Genomic DNA, 20,176 nt, shown 5'->3' with positions numbered 1-20,176 from the left:
TCTGATTAGGCGCGCTTCGGCCCTTGACAACCCGTGACAGCGCGGATCACTCTCATGGAGAGCGCTCTCCTCTCCATCGACGCCACGGCTCCCCCCTCGAACCGAGGAAGAAGCCGTGCACTCATCCGGAAGGCAGCCGAACCGTATGCCAGGAGATCAAATGGGCAGGGAGGCGAGCCAGGTGGTCAGGATGTCGTTGACCTCCTCGGGGCGCTCCTGCTGAATCCAGTGGCCGCAGCCGTCGAGAAGGTGGGAGGAGACCAGGCCGGGCAGGGTGGCCGGGTATGCCTCGATGGCGTCGGCCATCCAGGTGGTCGAGGCGTCCAGCGTGCCGCCGATGAACAAGGACGGCCGGGTGATGGGGGAGCCGTCGAAGCCGGCGAGGTCTTCCCAGTCCCGGTCCATGTTCCGGTAGCGGTTGAGCGCCCCTCTCATGCCGGTCCGCTCGAACTCCGCGGCGTAGACGTCGAGGTCGTCCTCGCTGAGCCAGCCGGGCAGCCGTCCGGCGGGGAACCGGTCGCGCAGCGTCCCGCCTCGGGAGGCGAAGTGCGGGTCCGGGGCGCCGGCGGCCGGCATGGTGTCGGCGGACAGGGCGGCGTAGAAGCCGGCGAGCCAGCCGCGGACGTCTGGTTCGATCTCGGCTTCGGCCCGGCCGGGCTCCTGGAAGTAGCTGACATAGAACTCCTCCTCTCCGCCCATCCGCGCGAACATCTCGCTGGGCCGCGGCCCGCCGCGCGGGGCGTACGGCACGCTCAGCAGCCCGACCGCGCGGAACACGTCGGGCCTGACGAGAGCGGAGTTGGCGGCGATGGTCGCGCCCCAGTCGTGGCCCACCACCACGGCCGTCCGCTCGCCCAGGGCTTCCACCACGGCGACGTTGTCCTCGACCAGGTCGAGCATCCGGTACGCGGTCGTGCCCTCAGGCTTGGAGGATCGGCCGTAGCCCCGGACATCGACGGCCACGGCCCGGTAGCCGGCCGAGGCCAGTACCGGCATCTGGTGGCGCCAGGAGTACCAGAACTCCGGAAACCCGTGCACCAGCAGCACAAGCGGCCCGGATCCCTGCTCCACCAGATGGATGCGGCCCGCCGGCGAAGAGACCATACGATGCGTGGTCTCCGTGACCTTAAGGGATTGCGACATCAATCCTCCCCACTCGCGATCCTCGTGTGCCGGGATCACATCATCGGCGGTCCGCCGGTCGTCCAGCGGCCGTTGCCCTCATCGTGGCTCGGACGGCGAGGCCGTAGCGAATCACGTTGCCGCTCCGGCAAACCGGCCCGGGATGTGTTCAGCCACCGTAGAGATCGACGCCGTCATGGGCATCTAGCGGTCGCTGAGGGCGCGCACGGTGACGTCCAGCCGGGAGGCGAGCTCTCTCACGGTCGTGCCGTACGTCTCGGCCACGGTCACACCGTCCGCACCGATGTGGAAGACCGCCTGATCGGTGTAGAGGCGGCTCACGCAGGCCAGGCCCGTGACCGGGTAGGTGCACCGGGGGACGAGCTTGGGCGTGCCGTCCTTGGTGAACAGCGTCATCATGACGAACACGTCCTTGGCACCGATGGCCAGGTCCATGGCGCCGCCGACGGCGGGGATCGCGTCCGGGGCGCCGGTGTGCCAGTTGGCGAGGTCGCCGCGTTCGGAGACCTGGTAGGCGCCGAGCACGCAGACGTCGAGGTGGCCGCCGCGCATCATCGCGAAGGAGTCGGCGTGGTGGAAGTAAGACGCGCCGGGCAGCTCGGTGACCGGGATCTTGCCGGCGTTGATGAGGTCGGGGTCGATCTCGTCGCCGTGCGCGGCGGGCCCCATGCCGAGCATGCCGTTCTCGGTGTGCAGGACGACCCCCGAATCGGCGGGGAGGTGGTCGGCGACCATCGTCGGCTGGCCGATGCCAAGGTTCACGAACGAGCCGGCCGGGATGTCGCGGGCAACGAGGGCGGCGAGCTCGTCACGGCCGAGCGGGCCGCGGTCGAGGTGCTCGACCGTACGGCCGGCGGGGTGCGAGAAGACGGTCATGAGGCAGCCTCCGCCGCGCTCAGGTCCAGGATCCGGTCGACGTAGACGCAGGGGGTGACCACGGCCTCGGGATCGAGCTCGCCGGTCTCGACGACCATGCTCACCTGCGCGATCGTCACGGTCGCGGCGGTCGCCATGACGGGCCCGAAGTTGCGGGCGGTCTTGCGGTAGACGAGGTTGCCCATCCGGTCGCCGGCATGGGCGCCGATGAGCGCGACATCGCCCTTGATGGGGTATTCCAGCACGTAGTCGCGACCGTCGATGGTGCGCGTCTCCTTGCCCTCGGCCAGCGGCGTGCCGACGCCCGTGGGACAGTAGAAGCCGCCGATCCCCGCCCCGGCCGCGCGCATGCGCTCGGCGAGGGTGCCCTGCGGGACGACCTCCAGCTCGATCCTCCCCTGCCGGTAGAGGCCGTCGAACACCCAGGAGTCGCTCTGGCGCGGGAACGAGCAGATCATCTTGCGTACGCGCCCGGCGGCGAGCAGCGCCGCCAGGCCGGTGTCGCCGTTGCCCGCGTTGTTGCTGACCACGGTCAGGCCCGTGGGGCCCTGCCGGATCAGCGCGTCGATGAGCGTGACCGGCATGCCGGCCATCCCGAAGCCCCCGATCAGGACGGTGGAGCCGTCCTCGATTCCCGTGACGGCCTCGTCGGGGTCGCCGACGATGGCGGTCATGACGCGCTCACGTTCTCGAGGACGACGGCCAGGCCCTGGCCGACGCCGATGCAGATGGCGGCGACGCCCCACCGCTCGCGCCGTTCGCGCAGGACATGGGCGAGCGTGCCGAGGATGCGCCCGCCGGAGGCGCCGAGCGGATGGCCGACGGCGATGGCGCCGCCCTTGGCGTTGACGATGCCGGGGTCGATCCGCCACGCGTCCAGGCAGGCCAGCGCCTGTACGGCGAACGCCTCGTTCAGCTCCACGGCGCCGACGTCGTCCCAGCCGATGCCCGCCCGGCGCAGCGCCTGGTTCGCGGCCTCGACCGGCGCGTACCCGAACATCTGGGGCTCCAGCGCCGCGGCCCCGCGTCCCGCGACACGGGCGATCGGATCGGCGCCGAGACGGCCCGCGGCGGCCTCGGAGCCGAGCACCACAGCGGAGGCGCCGTCGCTGAGCGGCGAGGCGTTGCCGGCCGTGATGGTGCCGTCGGGGCGAAAGGCCGGCTTCAGCCCGGCGAGTACCTCCGGCGTCGTGCCCGCCCGGATCCCCTCATCGCGCGCGATGTCGGCGCCCTCCACCGGCACGACCAGGTCGTCGTAGAACCCGGCGTCCCACGCCGCGTCGGCCAGCACGTGCGAACGCGCCGCGAAAGCGTCCTGCCGCTCGCGGGAGATGGGGAACTTCTCCCGTAGCCGCTCGTTGGCCTCGCCGAGGGAGACCGTCCAGTCCTTGGGCATCCCCGGATTCACCAGCCGCCAGCCGAGCGTGGTGGAAACAGCGGTCGTATCGCCGGCCGGGAAGGCCCGCGAGGGTTTGGGCAGCACCCACGGGGCCCGCGTCATCGACTCCACGCCGCCGGTCACGACGACGTCGGCGTCACCGCTCTCGATGTCCCGTGAGCCGATCATGGCCGCGTCCAGGCTCGACCCGCACAGCCGGTTCACCGTGGTGGCCGGCACGGTCACCGGCAGCCCCGCCAGCAGCACGGCCATCCGGCCCACGTTGCGGTTGTCCTCACCCGCGCCGTTGGCGTTGCCCCACACCACGTCGCCGATCTGCGCTGGATCCAGCTCCGGGACCTTGGCCAGGACGCCGCGCAACGCCGTGGCCGCCAGATCGTCCGGGCGAACACCCGCGAGCGCCCCGTTGAACCTGCCGAACGGTGTGCGCGCCGCGGCGTAGACGAAGGCCGAACCCATGGCGTCCTCTCCTTCCACGCGACTGTTCGCTATGCGAACTCGCGTTCTCCTTACGAACAGGACGACCCTATTCCATAGCCGATCGGCACAACAGGCAGGTGGCGGCCGACCTGCGGCCGGTCCCAGCCCTCGGCGCCTCGTCTAGCCAGGCAGCACGCGAACCTCGGCGCTGGGCAGGGTGGCCCACCAGCGGTCGTAGCGGCGGTAGGCCCGCGGTTCGCGGTCGGTCAGGAGCGCCACGAGCGACCTGGCTTCGGCGGCGAGCCCATCCCATGCCTCGCCGGAAAGCCGGTGGAACGCGGTGGCCTCGATTCCTCCCTCGACCGGGCGCCACACCCCGGCGACGTAGCCGTCGACGAGCAGCGTCGGCAGCACGTCGCCGTTCGACCGGGCGATCAGCTTTCGGTAGTCGGGCGGGATGACCCGGCTCCGGTCGGCGTAGGCGAGCAGGATGCTGTCCCACATGGCCAGCAGCCTTGGCGGGGCCGGCGTGTCCTCATGGGGGCGCGGTGCGCCGGAGACGTCGAAGAGCTCGGTGCCGCCGGGCCCTTCCAGCCGCTCCAGCGCGCCGGAGACGGCATGCACGGCGTCCCGTGCTCTGGAACGCTGAACCAGGGCGAACTGCGCGACGTCCGCCACCGATGCGGGGCCGAACCCCTCCAGATAGCGCTGAACCAATGCCCGCAGGCACTCGTCAGGCGTGCCTTCAGGCGTGGGCGTCCCGGCCGTGACGTACGAGGGCCGGGAACCGAACGACCACGGCGCGCCGGTGGGGGCGTGCAGCAGCGGCGCGAACGACCGCAGCGCCCACCACACGCCCTTCGGGAGGACCGCGAGCCGCGTGTGAAGCCAATCCTCCACCTCGGCCGCCGTACGGGGCCGGCCCGCGAACTCCAGCAGGTGCGGGACCAGCATGTCGGCGTCGGCGGCGGAGAGCCCGCTCGCCGTGAAGCGACGGTCGCCGAGCCTGGCGCCGCGTAGCGTCGGCCGCATGGCCGTGTGCATGGCCGGATGGTCGTCCGCGTGCACGACGTGCAAGGTGATCCGCATCAAGGTCGCCTTCACGAGCGTACGGTCGCCGAAGGCGGCGTCGAGGTCGACCGGGTCGAAGTCGGTGAGCCGGTTCCAGAGCGCGACGTAGGGCGAGGCGGGCTGCTGCGCCTGCAGGGCGACCACGCGGCGCACCGCGTCGCCGACCTCGAGCGCCTCCCGGCGCAGGAGCAGCTGCCGGCCGAGCGTGGCCCGGTTGAGTTCTCGTGCACTCATACGCATGCCGAAGAGTGTCTCGCGACAGCCCCGTAGCGCCGAACCGTCGGATCACCTGCCGCGCATCGGCAACCGGGTCCAGATGGAAAGGAACCCGGGCGGAGCGCCGGAAAGCCTGTCGGAAACACCGTGATCGAGACGAAATCGAGACAAAACAGCCATCGTAAGACATTGCGGGAACGTAGATCATTCGTGGGAACGCCTTTCCGGTCACTTGACCTGCTAGGCGGTGTTTTTCCGCTCCTAAGGTGATCGTTCGGGAAGGTTTGCCGATGTCTTTGCCGCGCCAGGGGACGGGCCATGTGCCCCCAACCGCTTTCCGTAGTCCGGGATCAGTACGCCGCGGCGCCGCGGCCCTGGGTCTCGCCGCCACCATGACCCTCACGGGGGTCGCCACGACCTCGGCCACCGCCGACGCGGCGGCCTCCGTCGGACCGGTCATCCAGGACGGCATGGCCCAGCCGGTGTTCTCGGCCAACCGCAACGACTGGATCCGCGAGGAGGTGTGGATCGAGACCCCGGTCGACAGTGACGGCGACGGACGGAACGACCGGGTGCACGCCGAGGTCACCCGCCTCCGGGAGACCGAGACGGCCGGCCTGAAGTCGCCCGTCGTGTACGAGGTCAGCCCCTACTACGCCGGCGGCAACCCGATCACGAACCACAACGTCGACCACGACCTCAACGAGGCGGTCCGCCCGGGCAAGGGCTGGCAGAACCGCGGTGGTTCTGTGCGGAACCCGGCGACCGACGAGCGGCTGGCCGTCGCGGCCGACGCCGACGAGGCCGTGACCGGTGCCGGCCCGCAGCCCGCCATCAGCACCAGCCACGAGTCCAACTGGCTGCCTCGCGGTTTCGCGGTGGTCCACGCCGAGTCGCTGGGCAGCGGCAAGTCCGACGGCTGCCCGACCACCGGTGGGCGCAACGAGACCATCGGCGCGAAGTCCGTCGTGGACTGGCTGAACGGTCGCGCGAAGGCTTACAACGCCACCGGCGGGGAGGTCAAGGCGCCCTGGACGACCGGCAAGGTCGGCATGATCGGCACCTCCTACAACGGCACCCTGCCCAACGCGGTCGCGAGCACCGGCGTCGACGGCCTGGAGGCCATCGTGCCGATCTCGGCGATCTCCAGCTGGTACGACTACTACCGCGCGAACGGCGCCGTGGTCGCGCCCGGCGGTTACCAGGGCGAGGACACCGACGTGCTCGCGGAGTACGTCTACACCCGCGCGGACAGGCAGGTCTGCCGGAGCGTCATCGAGGAGCTCGCGAAGGCGCAGGACCGGGTCACCGGCGACTACAACGCCTTCTGGGACGAGCGCAACTACATGAACGACGTCGGCAAGGTCCACGCCGCGGTGCTGGTCGCGCACGGGCTCAACGACTGGAACGTCAAGACCAAGCACGCCGCGCAGTGGTACGAGGCGCTCAAGGCGCGCGGAGTGCCGCACAAGATCTATCTCCACCAGGGCGGGCACGGCGGCTCGCCCAGCGTCAACGTGCTCAACCGCTGGTTCACCCGCTACCTCCTGGGTTACCAGAACGGGGTGGAGAACGACCCGCGTGCGCTGATCCAGCGCGAGGACAGGACGCTGGTGGAGTACCCGGAGTGGCCGGAACCGGCCGCGGCGGCCGCCGAGCTCAACCTGGCGCCCAGCACGGACGGGACTCCCGGTGTGCTCACCGGCGACAAGACGCGTCAGGGCAAGCCGGTGACCGAGACGATCGTCGACGACGCGTCCAAGCGGGCGCAGGCCCTCGCCGACGCCGTGACCTCCCCGAACCGCCTTGCCTACAAGTCCGGGGCGCTGACCGGCGCGGTACGGCTCAGCGGCACGCCGCAGGTGTCGCTGCGGATGAGCTTCGGACGGCCGGCCGCGAACGTCACGGCGCTGCTCGTCGACTACGACCAGAACGGCAAGGCGAAGATCATCACCCGGGGCTGGGCGGATCCGCAGAACCGCAAGTCGATCTCGGAGACCGAGCCGGTCAAGCCGGGCAGCCCGTACCGCCTCGACTTCGACATGCAGCCGCATGACTACGTGTTCCAGGCGGGACACCGGGTCGGCATCGTGGTGCTGTCGAGCGACTACGAGTACACCATCCGGCCCACCCCCGGCACGACGCTGTACCTCGACACGACGAAGAGCACGGTCATGCTGCCGCTCGTCGGCGGGGCGGCCGCGTTCACCGCGGCGAACGGCTGACCAGGGGTCCTAAAAGGCTGAGCGGGCCGCCAGGTGGCGGCCCGCTCAGCCTTTTGCTGCCGGCGCCGGCCCGTGGATCCACGGCCTGAGCAGGGAGATCTTTGGCAGCCCGGCTTGACGGGGCGGACGGCAGGGGGTGTCCTGGAGGGGACGGCACCTCGTTCGGTGAGGCGTCTGCGCGGACACAGGCCACTGACCCCACGACATCGAGAGATGCCCAGGGTCAGGACAGGTCTCCCCGGCTTAAGGGGTGACCCCAAGTGGCTTCCCGGGTTCGGGATCAAGCCGCGCAGTGCCAAAGCTCTTACATGAGGGGTGCCGGCGATCGAGATGACCATCCGCCCTTGGACGGCGAGTGCCACGGCGCTCGCGCACGCGTCGTGGGCGGCGAAGGTAAGGAGGTGGGCGCGTTGGACGGTGATTGCCATAGTCACTGGTCCCGTTCCATGACACCCCGCACCCGCCACCGGCGGCACCGCGGACGGCGCGGCCTCTAGGGCGCCGAGCCCCGTCCGCCTTCGCGCCGAAGCGGTGCCCTTGCGGGGCGTCCTCTCGCGTAGGTGGAGGAGGTCCGCCATGACCATCACGATCAAACTGCTGCCGAGCGGTGACCTGGGCCGGGCGCTGCGCGCGCTGTGGCCTCTGGCCCTCATCGCGCTGCCCGCGGTCGCGGAAGCCGCCGGCGTGTCCCTGCTCGTGCGCCTGATGCTGGAGGTCTCCATGCGGATGGCCGACCGCGCCGTACGCCCCGAGCGGGCATAGGCGCCCTGGTGAAGTGACCGACGGCCGGCCCGGGGGAGTGGCTCCGGCGGGCCGGCCGCCGGTCACTTGCCGAAACCGGCGGTCAGGCCGCTGAGCAGCTGGCGGCGGCCGATCACGTACAGGATCAGGATGGGGAGCGTGGTCAGCACGACGGAGGCGAGCACGGCGGGCACGTTCACGCTGTACTGCCCCTGGAAGCTCCACAGCGCGAGTGGCAGCGTGCGCTTGTCGGGGCTCTGGGTGAGGATCAGCGGCAGCAGGAACCCGTTCCAGATCGTCAGCGCGTTGTAGATCGTCACCGTCACCACGGCCGGCCGGGTGAGCGGGAAGGCAAGGCGCCAGAGCGTCATGATCTCGCCCGCGCCGTCCAGCCGCATCGACTCGAACAGCTCCTTGGGCACGTCGCGGATGAAGTTGGCGAGGACCAGCACCGACAGCGGGATCGCGAAGGCGATCGACGGGAGGATCAGCGCCGTCAGTGAGTCGTAGAGGCGCAGCCGGATGATGATCAGGTAGATCGGGATGATGGTCGCCTGCAACGGGATGGCGAGGCCCATGAGGAAGAGCGAGTTCACCCCGCGCAGGAAGCGACCGGTGCCGCCCCGGACGATCGCGTACGCCGCCATGAACGCGAACGCGACCGCCGGGACGACCGCGCCGATGGTGACGATGAGGCTGTTGAGGAAGTACAGCGGGAAGTCCGATTCGATGACCATCTTGTAGTTGGCCAGGGTCGGCTCCCCGGGCGGCGCCAGCGGGTTGGTCGCGTAGTAGGTGCTCTGCGACTTGAAGCTGGTGACGACGATCCAGTAGATCGGCACGATCACGACCGCCAGCCACAGCCAGCCGACCGCCCCGCCCAGCCAGTTGGGGCGCTCGCCGGTCGTGCCCGGCCGCCGCCGCGTGCGCGTTCCGGACGCGGTGGCCCGCTCGACTCCCGTCGTGTGGGTCATGCCCATGGTCAGGCCCCTTCCAGCTGGCTGGCGTTGGCGTTGCCGCCGCCGAGCCGGCGCAGGAACAGCGCCAGGGCGAGGCCCACGAGGACGAGGATGACGGCGATCGCGCTGGCCGGTCCCATGAGGTTGGCCTGGAACCCGCGCTTGTACATGTCCAGGGCGAGCACCCGGGTGGCGTCGCCGGGGCCGCCCGCGGTCAGCACGAAGATCAGGTCGAAGAAGGTCAGGGAGCCGACGACCATGAGGGTGGAGGAGGTGAGGATCGTGTACTTGAGCTGCGGCAGCGTGATGCTGAAGAACTTGCGGATCCGGCCCGCGCCGTCCAGTTCGGCGGCCTCGTACATGGAGCGCGGGATCTGCCGCACGCCGCCCTGGTAGATCAGCGAGTGGAACGGGATGAACTGCCACGACACCACGAAGATCACGACGCTGAAGGCGAGGACGGGCTCGCCGAGCCAGTCCTGCGTGAGCAGCCCGATGTGCAGCCCGGCGCCGAGCCCGAAGTTCGGGTCCAGCAGCGCCTTGTACGTGATGGCGATGGCGGCCGAGCTGAGCAGCAGCGGGATGAAGTACAGCACCGCCAGCACCGCGCGGTAGCGCTGGTGCCCGGCCAGGAACACCCCGATCAGGATGCTGGCCGGCGTCTGGACCGCCCAGGAGGCGGCCATCACCAGGAACGTCACCCACAGCGCGTGCGGCAGGCCGGGGTCACTGAGCACGGCCCGCCAGCTCGTGAGCCCGGACATCTGTATCTCGCCGAGCCCGTCCCAGGAGGTGAAGCTGAGCAGCAGGACCCCGATGAGCGGGATGATCCCGAAGGCGAGGAAGGCCGCGAGGGCCGGCACGGCCAGCCACGGGAGGACGCCGCCGCGGGCCCCTCGCGTGGCGGCCGGCGGCGTCTCTCTCCGGGCAGGGGTGGCGAACGCGCTCAACTGCCGATGACCGCGTTCATGTTCGACACGAACTGCTGCGGCGTGATCGAGAGCTGGAACAGCTTGGCGATGTTGTCCAGCAGCACCTCGGCCGCGGTGGGGCTGAGCGCCTGGTCCCAGGACTGGGCGAACGTCTTGGCCTGGCTGGCGACGCCGTAGACGAACTTCAGCCAGTCGGCGTCCTTGGAGGAGGCGAACGAGCTGTCAGCGCCCTTGACGATCGGCACGGAGCCGATGCCCACCCATTCCTTGGCTTCCTGGTCGCTGAGCACGCCGGTGGCGAAGAACTTCTTGGCGATCTCCTTCTGCTCGGCGGTGGCCTTGGAGGAGATCGACAGGTACTGGCCGGGGTTGCCGACGGTGTTGCTCGGGTCGCCCTTGCCCCCCTCGACCGGAGGGAAGTTCATGTAGCCGAGGTGGCCGCCGGAGACGAAGTCGCCGCCGTCGGTCGACATGCTGCCGTACGTCCAGCTGCCGTGCAGCATCATCGCGGCCTTGCCGGTGTACAGCAGCGCCTGGTCGGCGTTGGAGTCGGCAGTGATCGAGGAGAAGCCCTTGATGAACCCGTCGGCCTTGATGAGCTCCTGCATCTTGGTCAGGGCATCGAGGGCGGCGGGGTGGGACCAGGCGTCCTTCTTGGCGTCGAACACGGCCTGGAACACCTCGGGGCCGCCGATGCGGTCGAAGAGGAACTCCAGCCACATCATGTTCGTCCAGCGGGACTGGCCGCCGAGGGAGAACGGGGCGATGCCGGCGGCGTTGAACTTGGGGACCAGGTCCATGATGTCGCCCCACGACTCCGGCGGCTTCGCGCCGATCTTGTCGAAGAGCTTCTTGTTGTAGAACAGGACGATGGGCTGCACGGTCTCGCACGGCATCGCGTAGATCTTGCCGTCGATCGTCGCGGCCCCGAAGGAGGAGGGGAACAGCCGGTCCTTCACGGCGGCGTTCTGGTCGAACCACGAGGTGAGGTCCTCCACCTGGCCGGCCTGTACATAGGTGCGCAGGGTCCCGCCGCCCCAGCCCCAGATGATGGTGGGCGCCTGGCCCGCGCCGATCGCCGTCTTGATCTTCGTCTTGTACGCGTCATTCTGGAAGACCGTCCCCGTGATCTGGCCGTTGGGGTTGGCCTTGTTGAACTGCTCCACGGCCCTGGTGCGCACACCTTCCTGCGGCTGGACCGACAGGTACCAGTAGGTGGCCTTGCTCCCGCCGCCACCCCCACTACTGGCCCCGCCACCGGCGCCGGCCCCGGTCGGGCCGGAGGTGCCGCAGGCCGCTAACGCGGCCCCGAGGGGGAGCCCCATGGAGAGGATGAGGAAGTTGCGGCGAGATGGTGTCCTGGAATCCACGCTGATCTCCGTACGTCGAATGCCTGGGCGGGGCGCGGCTCCATGCGAAACATCAGATGCGGTGGCCGGCGGTCGTGGATCAGCACCTCCGGTGCCACGTGTCCGCTCCTCCTTGAGCTCAGCTTGTCGAAACATTTTCGAAACAGGCCGCGTGGCACGCCAATTTAGATTTCCGCTACTTGCCTGTCAAGGGTGAACTCACACCCTCGCCAGCTCCCGATGAGGCGTGTGTAAGGTACTCTCGCACGGGTGTTCACCTGGTGATCTCCCGTGAACCACGTATTCGGGCGGAGCTGTCACGGAGTCTCGAAAAGTTTCGGACAGTTGCGGGAACAAGTTCTTTCTTGAGGAGAGCAGATGACGGCGCTAGATCGGACTTCTGCGGCGGACCAGATCCTCCGGCCATGGCAGGACCCGTCACTCCCCGTCGCCGACCGGGTCGACGCCCTCCTCGAGGAGCTGACCCTGGAGGAGAAGGTCGGCCAGCTCGGCAGCCGGTGGATCGGCAACGACATGCAGCACGACCAGGGCGGGGAGCCCGAGGACGATGGCGCAGGCCCGCTGAACGTGGCCCCGATGCAGGACGTCTTCACGGCCTCGGGAACCGTGCCCTTCGAGGAGGCGATCCGCCACGGGCTCGGCCACCTCACGCGGGTGTTCGGCAGCGCTCCGGTGACCGCGGCGGAGGGCGCCGCCGAGGTGGTGCGGCTGCAGCGCGAGGTGGTGGAGAGCTCCCGGCTCGGCATCCCGGCACTGGTCCACGAGGAGTGCCTGACCGGTTTCACCACCTACGGCGCGACGGTCTACCCGGCGGCCATCGCCTGGGGCGCGACGTTCGACCCGGACCTGGTCGAGCGGATGGCCGCCGCCATCGGGCGGGACATGCGCGCCGTCGGCGTCCACCAGGGGCTGTCGCCGGTGCTGGACGTGGTGCGCGACTACCGCTGGGGCCGGGTCGAGGAGACCATGGGCGAGGACCCGTACCTCGTCGCGATGCTCGGCGCGGCCTATGTGCGCGGCCTGGAGAGCGCCGGGATCATCGCCACGCTCAAGCACTTCGCCGGATACTCCGCCGCCCGGGCGGCCCGCAACCACGGCCCGGTGCCGATGGGCCGGCGCGAGCTGATGGACATGATCCTGCCGACGTTCGAGACCGCCATCGTCGAGGGCGGCGCGCGTTCGGTCATGAACTCCTACTGCGACGTGGACGGCGTTCCCGCCGCGGCCGACTCGTGGCTGCTGACCGACCTGCTGCGGGGCGAGTGGGGGTTCACCGGGACGGTCGTGTCGGACTACTGGGCGGTCCCGTTCCTCGCGACGACGCACCAGGTCGCCGCGGACACCGACGAGGCCGGGGTGCAGGCGCTGACCGCGGGCATCGACGTCGAGCTGCCCGACACGCTCGGCTACGGTCAGCACCTGACCGAGCGGGTGCGGCGGGGCGAGCTGCCGGAGTCCCTGGTGGACCGGGCCGCCCGCCGCCTGCTCACGCAGAAGGTGGAGCTCGGGCTGCTGGACCCCGGCTGGACGCCGGAGAAGTCGGTGGCCGGGGCGGAGGCCGTGGACCTGGACTCGCCGGCCAACCGCGCTCTGGCCCGTGAACTGGCCGAGCGGTCGATCGTGCTGCTCGACGCGGGCACCGCGCTGCCACTGCTCGGCGAGGGGCGTCCGGAGCCGCGCCGGGTCTCCGTGGTCGGGCCCTGCGCCGACGACCCGCGCACGTTCATGGGCTGCTACGCCTTCCCCAACCACGTGCTGCCCCGTCATCCGGGGCTCGGGCTCGGCGTGGACGCGCCCAGCCTGATCGACGCGCTGCGCGCCGAACTGCCGGGCGCCGAGCTCGTCCACGAGCGAGGCTGCGACGTGCGGAGCGAGGATCGGTCCGGCTTCGCCGCCGCGCTGCGGGCGGCCCGCGAGTCCGACCTGTGCGTGGCCGTCGTCGGCGACCTGGCCGGGCTGTTCGGGCAGGGAACCTCGGGCGAGGGCTGCGACGCCGAGGACCTGCGGCTGCCCGGGGTGCAGGAGGACCTGCTGGTCGAGCTGGCCGCCACCGGCACGCCGGTCGTGGTGGTCGTGGTGTCCGGCCGCCCGTACGCGCTGGGTGCGGTGTCCGGCACGGCCGCCGCGCTCGTACAGGCGTTCATGCCGGGCGAGGAGGGCGGGGCGGCCATCGCGGGCGTCCTGTCCGGCCGGGTGCAGCCCGGCGGGAAGCTGCCGGTGCAGATCCCCCGGAGCCCGGGCGGGCAGCCGGGCACCTACCTGCAGCCGCCGCTGGGCTCCAACAGCCACGGCATCAGCAACCTCGACCCCACCCCGCTGTTCCCGTTCGGCCACGGCGCCTCGTACACCACCTTCGAGATCGACGACCTGCGGATCAGCGACGCCGAGGTGCCCACCGACGGCGAGTTCACCGCGTCCGTGCGCGTGCGCAACACCGGGGGCCGGGCGGGCGAGGAGGTCGTCCAGCTCTATCTGCACGACGTGATCGCCCAGGTCACCCGGCCGGTGCTGCAGCTCGCCGGGTTCGCCAGGGTTCGCCTGGAGCCGGGCGCGAGCGCGCGGGCGACCTTCACCGTGAGCGCCGACCGCACCGCCTTCACCGGGCGCGACCTGCGGCGCGTCGTAGAGCCCGGCGACATCGAGGTCTTCGCGGGCGCGTCGGCCTCCGACCTGCCCTGCCGGGGCCGCGTACGGTTGACCGGCCCACCGCGTCACGTCGGCCGCGGCCGCCGCCTGGTCACGCCCGTGGACGTCGAGCCGACACCGGGCTCCGGCGCCGCACTACAGGGGGGAACAGATGCCGGCCAGTCGTAGACGGGCCACGCTGGCCACGGTCGCGGCCTCGGCGGGCGTGTCGGTCGCGACCGTGTCGAAGGTGCTCAACGGCCGCAGCGACGTCGCCCCGGCGACCCGCTCGCTCGTGCAGTCGTTGCTGGAGCAGCACGACTACGTCGCGCTGCCGCAGCGCCGGGGCGAGACGGCAGTGCTCGACACGATCGAGGTGGAGTTCGACACCGATCTCAACGCGTACTCGACCGAGATCGTCCAGGGCGCGGTGGAGGCCGGGGCGGAACTCGACGTGGCGATCGTGGTGAGCATCCGGACCAACGCCGACCGCGCCGGAACGTGGGCGCGCGACCTGGCAGCGACCGGGCGGCGGGCGCTGATCGCCGTCACCAGCGAGCTGACCACCGGGCAGCTCGCCGCCCTTTCCCGCGCGCAGTTGCCACTGGTCGTGATCGACCCGCTGAACCTGCCGCAGACCGAGGTGACCAGCGTCGGCTCGACGAACTTCGCCGGGGGCCTGGCCGCGACGCAGCACCTGCTCGGGCTCGGGCACCGTCGCATCGCCTACCTCGGCGGGCCGGCCACCGCCGCCTGCAACCAGGCCCGGCTGCACGGCTACCGCGCCGCCATGGAGGCGGCGGGCGCTCCTGTTCCGCCGAGTTACGTGCGGACGAGGCACTTCCACTACCAGGACGGCGTGGCGGGCGGCGCGGCCCTGTTCGACCTGATCGAGCCCCCCACGGCCATCTTCGCGGGCTGCGACGAGATCGCGCTCGGCGTGCTGGAGGCCGCCAGGGCGCGGGGGTTGCGAGTGCCCGAGGACCTCAGCATCGTGGGCTTCGACGACACCCAGATCGCCCGGATGGGCTCGCCGCCGCTGACCACCGTGCGCCAGCCGCTGCGGAAGATGGGCGGCGTCGCGGTGCGCACGGCGCTGCGCCTGGCGGCCGGGGAACGCGTCGACTCCCACCACGTCGAACTCGCCACCGAACTCGTGGTACGCGGCTCCACCGCCTCGCCCCCGGGCCCGCCCGGCCCCACCTGACCCGCAGCCCCGGTGCGGCTTACACGATGGCGTACCCATGGGTCGCGATGAATGGTGCGAGGTCGGGAATGCCGAAGCTTTCGCACATCGACTTGAAGGCTATGACCTTGTCTTCGCCGAAGCGCCGGACATGAGCGGCATAGGACGCGGCGGACACAAAAGTCGGAGGGTCGGTTTTGCTGTGGAACTTGTCCGCGTACATGATGAGTTCTTCCTCGGCCGACTCTGCCGAATAGTCGGCCAACGGCAGCGGGAGGCTCTGTTTCCGCACGTCATCCTGGCTGATGCCCATCCCCGTATGATGAGAGCAGAAACGACAGATCGCTTCCGGGAACCCTTCCTGGAGGAGCAGTTCGTAGCCGAGTATCCCGTGGCGCACGTAGCGCGCCTGATCGAGCTTTCCGTCGTTGTCGTACAGGCGATAGACCCCGATGTCGTGGAGCAGGCTGCCGGCACGCACCAGATCCACGTCGAGGCCGATGTCAGTGCGAGCCAGGAGCTGTTCCGCGATTCCACAGACGATTTCGCAGTGCGTGTAGACCAGATCGAACGCTTCCCGCGTGGGCGCGTGCTTTTCATGTAGCGCGCGAATCTCCTTGTCCGGTGGAATCCGCATGCCGGGAGTCTAAAACGTGAACAAAGCGCTTCGCACCGTCGCCGCATAGCTCGGGACCACGGTCGCGGCCGTCGACAGCGCTCTGCAACGGGCCCGCGGGCATACCGTCCTGACGCGCCGCCGGGTGTCAGCCGCCGAAGGGGGGCAGGGTCTTGCGGGCCGCCTCCAGGTCGGCCGCGGAGCCGGCCCCGCCGTCCGCGGCGAGTCGCTCGTACAGGCGGACGCGGTTGCGCATGCAGCGGAGTCCTTCGGTCTGCTTGCCGTCATCCCAGTACGCGTAGGCGAGGAAGTAGAAGGCGCCGGCGAGCTGGGGCCAGTAGGCGTTCGGGGTCAGGCCGGACAGGTCGGGATAGCCTGGCACGGCGGGGACCCCGGCGAGCTCCTGGTAGATGGCGACGGCCCGCTCACCGGCCCGCTGGGCGCCGGGCAGGTCCGGCGTGCGGAACATCGTCTCCTCGACCAGCACCTGGGCCAGCATGGCCTTGTACCCACCCGGGTCCGAGGCGGCCAGCTCGTCCAAGATCTGCACTCTCTCTCGCATGGTCTTCAGTCCATCCTCGTGTCGGTTGGCGTTCCATAGGTCCCAGGCGAGCTCGTAGAGCGCCTGAGCGCGGTCCAGCAGCGGCCGCGGGCACTGGACATCGTTGTCGTGGCGCACGGGGTTCAGCGGGTCGCGGAAATCCAGCACCAGCGGGGTGTCGCACCCCGTGGTGCGGATCTCGACGTACCCGTCGTGGCCGTGCGGCGCCTTCAGGTACGGGCCGTCGACCAGCGGCAGGCCGCGGAAGTCCTCCACGACGGGCTGCCCGTCCATGTGGTGCACGATCGGCAGGTACGCCACCCCCGCGGGCCAGAGGCGGTAGGTGAAGCTATGGTCGTCGGCCGAGTTGAACACGTAGTGGTCGCCGATGGCGAGGCTGGCCGGCAGCGTGGAATTGCGGTCCCTGGTCCGCTTCGCGAACTCGTCGAAGCCCATCGGCGAGGCTTCCATCGCGTAGAAGAACCCGACGTTCTCGGGAACGGTGACCAGTGAACCGGGGTTCGCGGCCGGCGTCCGGTACGCGGCCACCCAGAAACCCAGCCGTCCGTAGCCCGGCAGGTCCTGGTCGAGGTTCAGGATCACCCAGGGGCCGTCCTTGGGCGTGTGGGTGAGGTCGCACCACTTGTCCAGCCCGCGCAGATTGGCGCCGCACGCGAAGCCGCGATGCACGCCGTAGTTGGTGGCCCCCCGGTTGTCGGGGTAGACGTCCAGCCGGATCACGTCCTCGAACCGCACGTCGGCGCGGGTGGGCAGCAGCGTGGTCGACTGCACGGCGCCGACGTTCTTGAACGACATCAGCTCGTCGTGTCCGTAGCCGCTGTTGACGAACATGCCGCCGGCCGTCAGCAGGAACGAGGGGGAGCTGTAGTAGATCTCGATGCCACCGGCGGGCGGTTCCGGTGACGCGAGCAGCGGCGTGCCGCCGAAGCCGCGGACCGCCGGTCGTTCCCCGTGGTAGAGCCAGTGCTGCACGGCCTCGGTCTTGGTCAGGGCGTGCACGTACGCCGCGGCGGGCGGGCGGTAGGACGACAGGCCGGCGATCAGCCCTTCGGTGGACCACTGGAACTGGATCCACTCGCCTCCGGTCCCGTCCGGGTTGACCGGGCCGGTGTAGGCGAGGAAGAAACCGAACTGCGGGTCGGCGGAGAGCACGAGGTCGTTGTGCGGGGCACCGGGACCGTTGACGTCCGACACAAGTCTCCTGAACGGTCCCATCCGGCGGAGCCTGTTGCTCGACACGGCGAACTTCACCGTCGTGTAGTCGAGCACGATCCGCGCCGCCGTCCTCACCCGTGGGTCGGAGGAGAACTCGAACAGGTTGATCAGCGCGTTCAGTGAGTAGCGCTGGTAGGGCCGGGCGTTGTACTCGTGGAAGTCGTGCTTGGCGATGGTGTGCAGGTAGCCGAGCAGCCAGTTCGCCAGCCCGTTCGCCTGGTTGTCGTACCTCGGGTCCTGTGTCCGCGAGAACAGGAACTGGTTGGTGAGGTACCGGCTCGACTCGATCAGGAGGATGTGGTTCTCCGACTCGGGCGGGTCGAGGCATTCGAGGAGGCTGAGCGGGGGAGGCAGCAGCGACTCGAAGTCGCAGCACACCTCCTTGGTCTCGATGCCCACGTCATGGCCCCCGCTGAGCGTGAGAAGCTCGTGCGTCACGTGGTCGTCCACCTCGGGCGTGAGCAGGTCGCCGTACCGATGGACGATGGTGATGAGACCCTTCAGGAAGGTGTCGTACTCACCCTTCGTCTTGCAGACCCACACTCCGACGAACTCCGTGGCGTCGGTGCCCACCTGTCCGGGCGTCAGGTCTTTCAGCACCTCGTTCACGAGGACGTAGCTGGGCAGTTCCCCGGGTGTGCGGTGGCCGGCGTCCAGGCTCAGGGCGTGGCAGCGGGCGATCAGGGCCGTGGCGAGGTCCTCTCCGGCCTTGGTGTCGCCCGGGACCAGCGTGCGCGAGGTGGCCGTGTAGTTCACCAGCGCGTTGACGCGGGCCTTGTGCGTCGCGAAGGCCCGCCCGGGCGTCCCGCCCCGCTCGAGCGGCTCCAGGTGGAGGTCCCGCAGGATGACATTGACGTGGACACCGAACTTGCGGCCGACGAAGTCGGTGACGCGCACCATGTACGAGCCTGCCTGCCCGGGCGTGTAGCGGATCTGTCCCGAGCTGGCGCTCTGCCGGGCGCACTCCAGCGTCGCGAAGGCCGACAGGGGCACCCGCTCGGTGTACACCGGCTGGGGGTCGCCCCCGTCGAGGTAGAACACCTCGACGATGGACTCCGCCGAGATGGCGCCTTCGATGAACCCCCAGTTGATCACGAGGGTCCGGCCCTGCTGGTAGGCCAGTACCGTCATGTGCGGCCCGAACTCCGGGTACGCCGCGACGGTGCCGCGCTCGAAGCGCTGGATGTGGTAGTCGCCTCCGCCCACCTCCTCCTCGGCCAGAGGATGGCCGAGGGCTCCGGCCCCGGCGCCCAGCTCGCTCCAGCGCTCCGCGATCACCCCTTGGACGGGGAAGGGCTCACCGGCGGACGACTCCGGGGCGAGCCGGATCCGTACCGGGACCGTCCATCCTTGGATGCTCTCCTCCGGCCCGGAGTCGTCGCAGCCCTTGACGGTGAAGGCGTACTCCCCGTAGCCCTGCAGCCGGATCCTGCGCCTCCCGCGATCCGGCCGCCCGTGGATCGCGAAGTTCGCCTGACCCTGGCCCTGCCCGTCGAAGGCGACATCCATCCGGAAGTAGTCGTAGGTGTACCGCTCGGCGATCACCCAGTCGAAGACCGCGTCCTTCCACAACCGGTACGCCATGACGACGGCCTTCTGGTGCTCGGACCAGCAGATCTCACCGTGCTCGAAGGTCTGGCGCCGCCCGCGCCCCTCCGCGTCCGTCTCCGGGCCGGTCGCGCGCCCGAGAGGCCCTCTCTCCGCGCCCGTCGCCCGCCAGCGGTCACCGATCCTCCCGCTCACCACGAACTCGTCGGCCATGACGGCGCTCTCCTCCAAGCCGCCCCGGGAACCCGCCGGCGTCGGGGGCGCGCGCCGGTGGCCGGCGGCGGTGCCAGCGCCGGATCACTCCCGAAGCTAGGGCCGGTGAACGCGAGGCACATGAGTATCCCCCTACCTAAGTCCCGGTGCCTGGACGCCGAAGGCGGGCTGACCCGCGTCGAGACGGAGCGGGGCAAGCGAACCGGGCGGGCATGGGATACGTCTATACGGACGTGCGTCGCACCGTCATGATCTCCGTCCTCGCCGTTGTCGCCTGCCTGGCGGGATGCGGCGGCATCGTGCCTTCCACGAACGTCTGCACCCAGATCGGCATGCCGGTCGGGCTGGCCTTGCGCGTCGAGGCGCCGCTGGCCGCCAGGGTGAAGCGGGCCACGATGCGGGTCTGCTGGGACGGCTCCTGCCGCGATGCCAGGCTCGTGCTCACCCCCTCGACCACGAGCGTCCCCGCGCGGAAGACCTGCGGACCCGGCCCCGAAGACACCTGCGGCGCGGTCGCTACGCCCGATGGCGAGCTGGTCGCCTTCAACGACCTTCCCGGGCTCCCCAAGAAGGCGGTGCGGGTCGGCGTGGCGCTGTTCGACGGCGAGGGCGCGTCCGTACTCGACCGGGAGATCGAGGTGACCCCCAAGGGCGCCTTCCCGAACGGCCCCGACTGCGGCGAGGCCGGCCCGCAGGCCGGCGTCGTCGCCGGCGAGACCGGCCTGCGCGAACGCGCCTGAGCGCCACCGCGCCGCGTGCTTGTCCTATCCGGCGGCACGGTCATGGCGTCGTAAATCGGGGTGATCACAGGCGTGGCACTCATTGCCATAAGTGCTCGCAGGGTTACTTTGTGTACGCA

At 70.1% G+C, this 20,176-nt stretch carries 15 protein-coding genes and 1 riboswitch; of the genes, 5 read left to right on the top strand and 10 right to left on the bottom strand.

Annotated elements, in window-relative coordinates; all coding sequences use genetic code 11:
* Positions 1-156: 156 nt before the first annotated feature.
* The 5 genes from ACOZ38_RS23760 to ACOZ38_RS23740 all read right to left on the bottom strand — a co-directional run bounded on the left by ACOZ38_RS23760 (position 157) and on the right by ACOZ38_RS23740 (position 5,149).
* Positions 157-1,104, bottom strand: a complete 948-nt coding sequence (locus ACOZ38_RS23760; RefSeq protein WP_424533375.1) for an alpha/beta fold hydrolase — start codon at positions 1,102-1,104, stop codon at positions 157-159.
* A gap of 222 nt (positions 1,105-1,326) precedes the next feature.
* Positions 1,327-2,019 (bottom strand): 3-oxoacid CoA-transferase subunit B, encoded by a 693-nt coding sequence (locus ACOZ38_RS23755; RefSeq protein WP_424533374.1) that lies wholly within the window; start codon positions 2,017-2,019, stop codon positions 1,327-1,329.
* Complete coding sequence (locus ACOZ38_RS23750) at positions 2,016-2,693, bottom strand: 3-oxoacid CoA-transferase subunit A (protein WP_424533373.1); 678 nt, start codon at positions 2,691-2,693, stop codon at positions 2,016-2,018. Before ACOZ38_RS23750 ends, ACOZ38_RS23755 begins: the two co-directional genes overlap by 4 nt.
* A complete protein-coding gene (locus ACOZ38_RS23745; RefSeq protein ID WP_424533372.1) occupies positions 2,690-3,877 on the bottom strand; it encodes a thiolase family protein in 1,188 nt (395 codons plus the stop codon). Before ACOZ38_RS23745 ends, ACOZ38_RS23750 begins: the two co-directional genes overlap by 4 nt.
* A 141-nt stretch (positions 3,878-4,018) precedes the next feature.
* Positions 4,019-5,149 carry a winged helix DNA-binding domain-containing protein gene (locus tag ACOZ38_RS23740; protein ID WP_424533371.1) on the bottom strand — a complete coding sequence of 377 codons (1,131 nt, stop codon included), beginning with the start codon at positions 5,147-5,149 and terminating at the stop codon, positions 4,019-4,021.
* A 368-nt stretch (positions 5,150-5,517) separates the two neighbouring features.
* Here ACOZ38_RS23740 and ACOZ38_RS23735 point away from each other — a divergent pair, with 368 nt between their 5' ends.
* A complete protein-coding gene (locus ACOZ38_RS23735; protein ID WP_424533370.1) occupies positions 5,518-7,350 on the top strand; it encodes a Xaa-Pro dipeptidyl-peptidase in 1,833 nt (610 codons plus the stop codon).
* Positions 7,351-7,500: 150 nt separating this feature from the next.
* A riboswitch (M-box (ykoK) riboswitch) is annotated at positions 7,501-7,672 on the top strand.
* A 254-nt stretch (positions 7,673-7,926) separates the two neighbouring features.
* Entirely contained in the window at positions 7,927-8,112 is a 186-nt protein-coding gene (locus ACOZ38_RS23730; RefSeq protein ID WP_424533369.1) for a hypothetical protein, read from the top strand.
* Positions 8,113-8,174: 62 nt separating this feature from the next.
* Here ACOZ38_RS23730 and ACOZ38_RS23725 read toward each other — a convergent pair whose 3' ends face one another.
* The 3 genes from ACOZ38_RS23725 to ACOZ38_RS23715 are packed head-to-tail and all read right to left on the bottom strand — an operon-like array spanning position 8,175 to position 11,352.
* Positions 8,175-9,071, bottom strand: a complete 897-nt coding sequence (locus tag ACOZ38_RS23725) for a carbohydrate ABC transporter permease (RefSeq protein ID WP_424533368.1) — start codon at positions 9,069-9,071, stop codon at positions 8,175-8,177.
* Positions 9,072-9,073: 2 nt separating this feature from the next.
* Positions 9,074-10,000 (bottom strand): carbohydrate ABC transporter permease, encoded by a 927-nt coding sequence (locus ACOZ38_RS23720; RefSeq protein ID WP_424533367.1) that lies wholly within the window; start codon positions 9,998-10,000, stop codon positions 9,074-9,076.
* Positions 9,997-11,352 carry an extracellular solute-binding protein gene (locus tag ACOZ38_RS23715; RefSeq protein ID WP_424533366.1) on the bottom strand — a complete coding sequence of 452 codons (1,356 nt, stop codon included), beginning with the start codon at positions 11,350-11,352 and terminating at the stop codon, positions 9,997-9,999. Before ACOZ38_RS23715 ends, ACOZ38_RS23720 begins: the two co-directional genes overlap by 4 nt.
* A gap of 357 nt (positions 11,353-11,709) precedes the next feature.
* Between ACOZ38_RS23715 and ACOZ38_RS23710 the strand changes: the two genes are divergently transcribed.
* Positions 11,710-14,166: a glycoside hydrolase family 3 N-terminal domain-containing protein gene (locus tag ACOZ38_RS23710; RefSeq protein ID WP_424533365.1), complete on the top strand. Its 2,457-nt coding sequence runs from the start codon at positions 11,710-11,712 to the stop codon at positions 14,164-14,166.
* The gene (locus ACOZ38_RS23705) at positions 14,150-15,184 is read left to right on the top strand and encodes a LacI family DNA-binding transcriptional regulator (RefSeq protein ID WP_424533364.1); all 1,035 of its coding nucleotides are present in this window, start codon (positions 14,150-14,152) and stop codon (positions 15,182-15,184) included. The genes ACOZ38_RS23710 and ACOZ38_RS23705 overlap by 17 nt, the downstream gene beginning before the upstream one ends.
* A 19-nt stretch (positions 15,185-15,203) precedes the next feature.
* Here ACOZ38_RS23705 and ACOZ38_RS23700 read toward each other — a convergent pair whose 3' ends face one another.
* A complete protein-coding gene (locus tag ACOZ38_RS23700) occupies positions 15,204-15,800 on the bottom strand; it encodes an HD domain-containing protein (RefSeq protein ID WP_424533363.1) in 597 nt (198 codons plus the stop codon).
* A gap of 127 nt (positions 15,801-15,927) precedes the next feature.
* Positions 15,928-19,317 (bottom strand): LGFP repeat-containing protein, encoded by a 3,390-nt coding sequence (locus tag ACOZ38_RS23695; protein ID WP_424533362.1) that lies wholly within the window; start codon positions 19,315-19,317, stop codon positions 15,928-15,930.
* Between the two features lie 212 nt (positions 19,318-19,529).
* On the opposite strand from ACOZ38_RS23695, the gene ACOZ38_RS23690 reads away from it, so the two are divergent.
* Entirely contained in the window at positions 19,530-20,057 is a 528-nt protein-coding gene (locus tag ACOZ38_RS23690; protein WP_424533361.1) for a hypothetical protein, read from the top strand.
* Positions 20,058-20,176 lie beyond the last annotated feature (119 nt).

It is taken from the genome of Sphaerisporangium viridialbum (genome assembly GCF_049674955.1).
Taxonomy (GTDB): Bacteria; Actinomycetota; Actinomycetes; order Streptosporangiales; family Streptosporangiaceae; genus Sphaerisporangium; species Sphaerisporangium viridialbum.
This window is presented reverse-complemented; position numbering and strand designations above follow the sequence as displayed.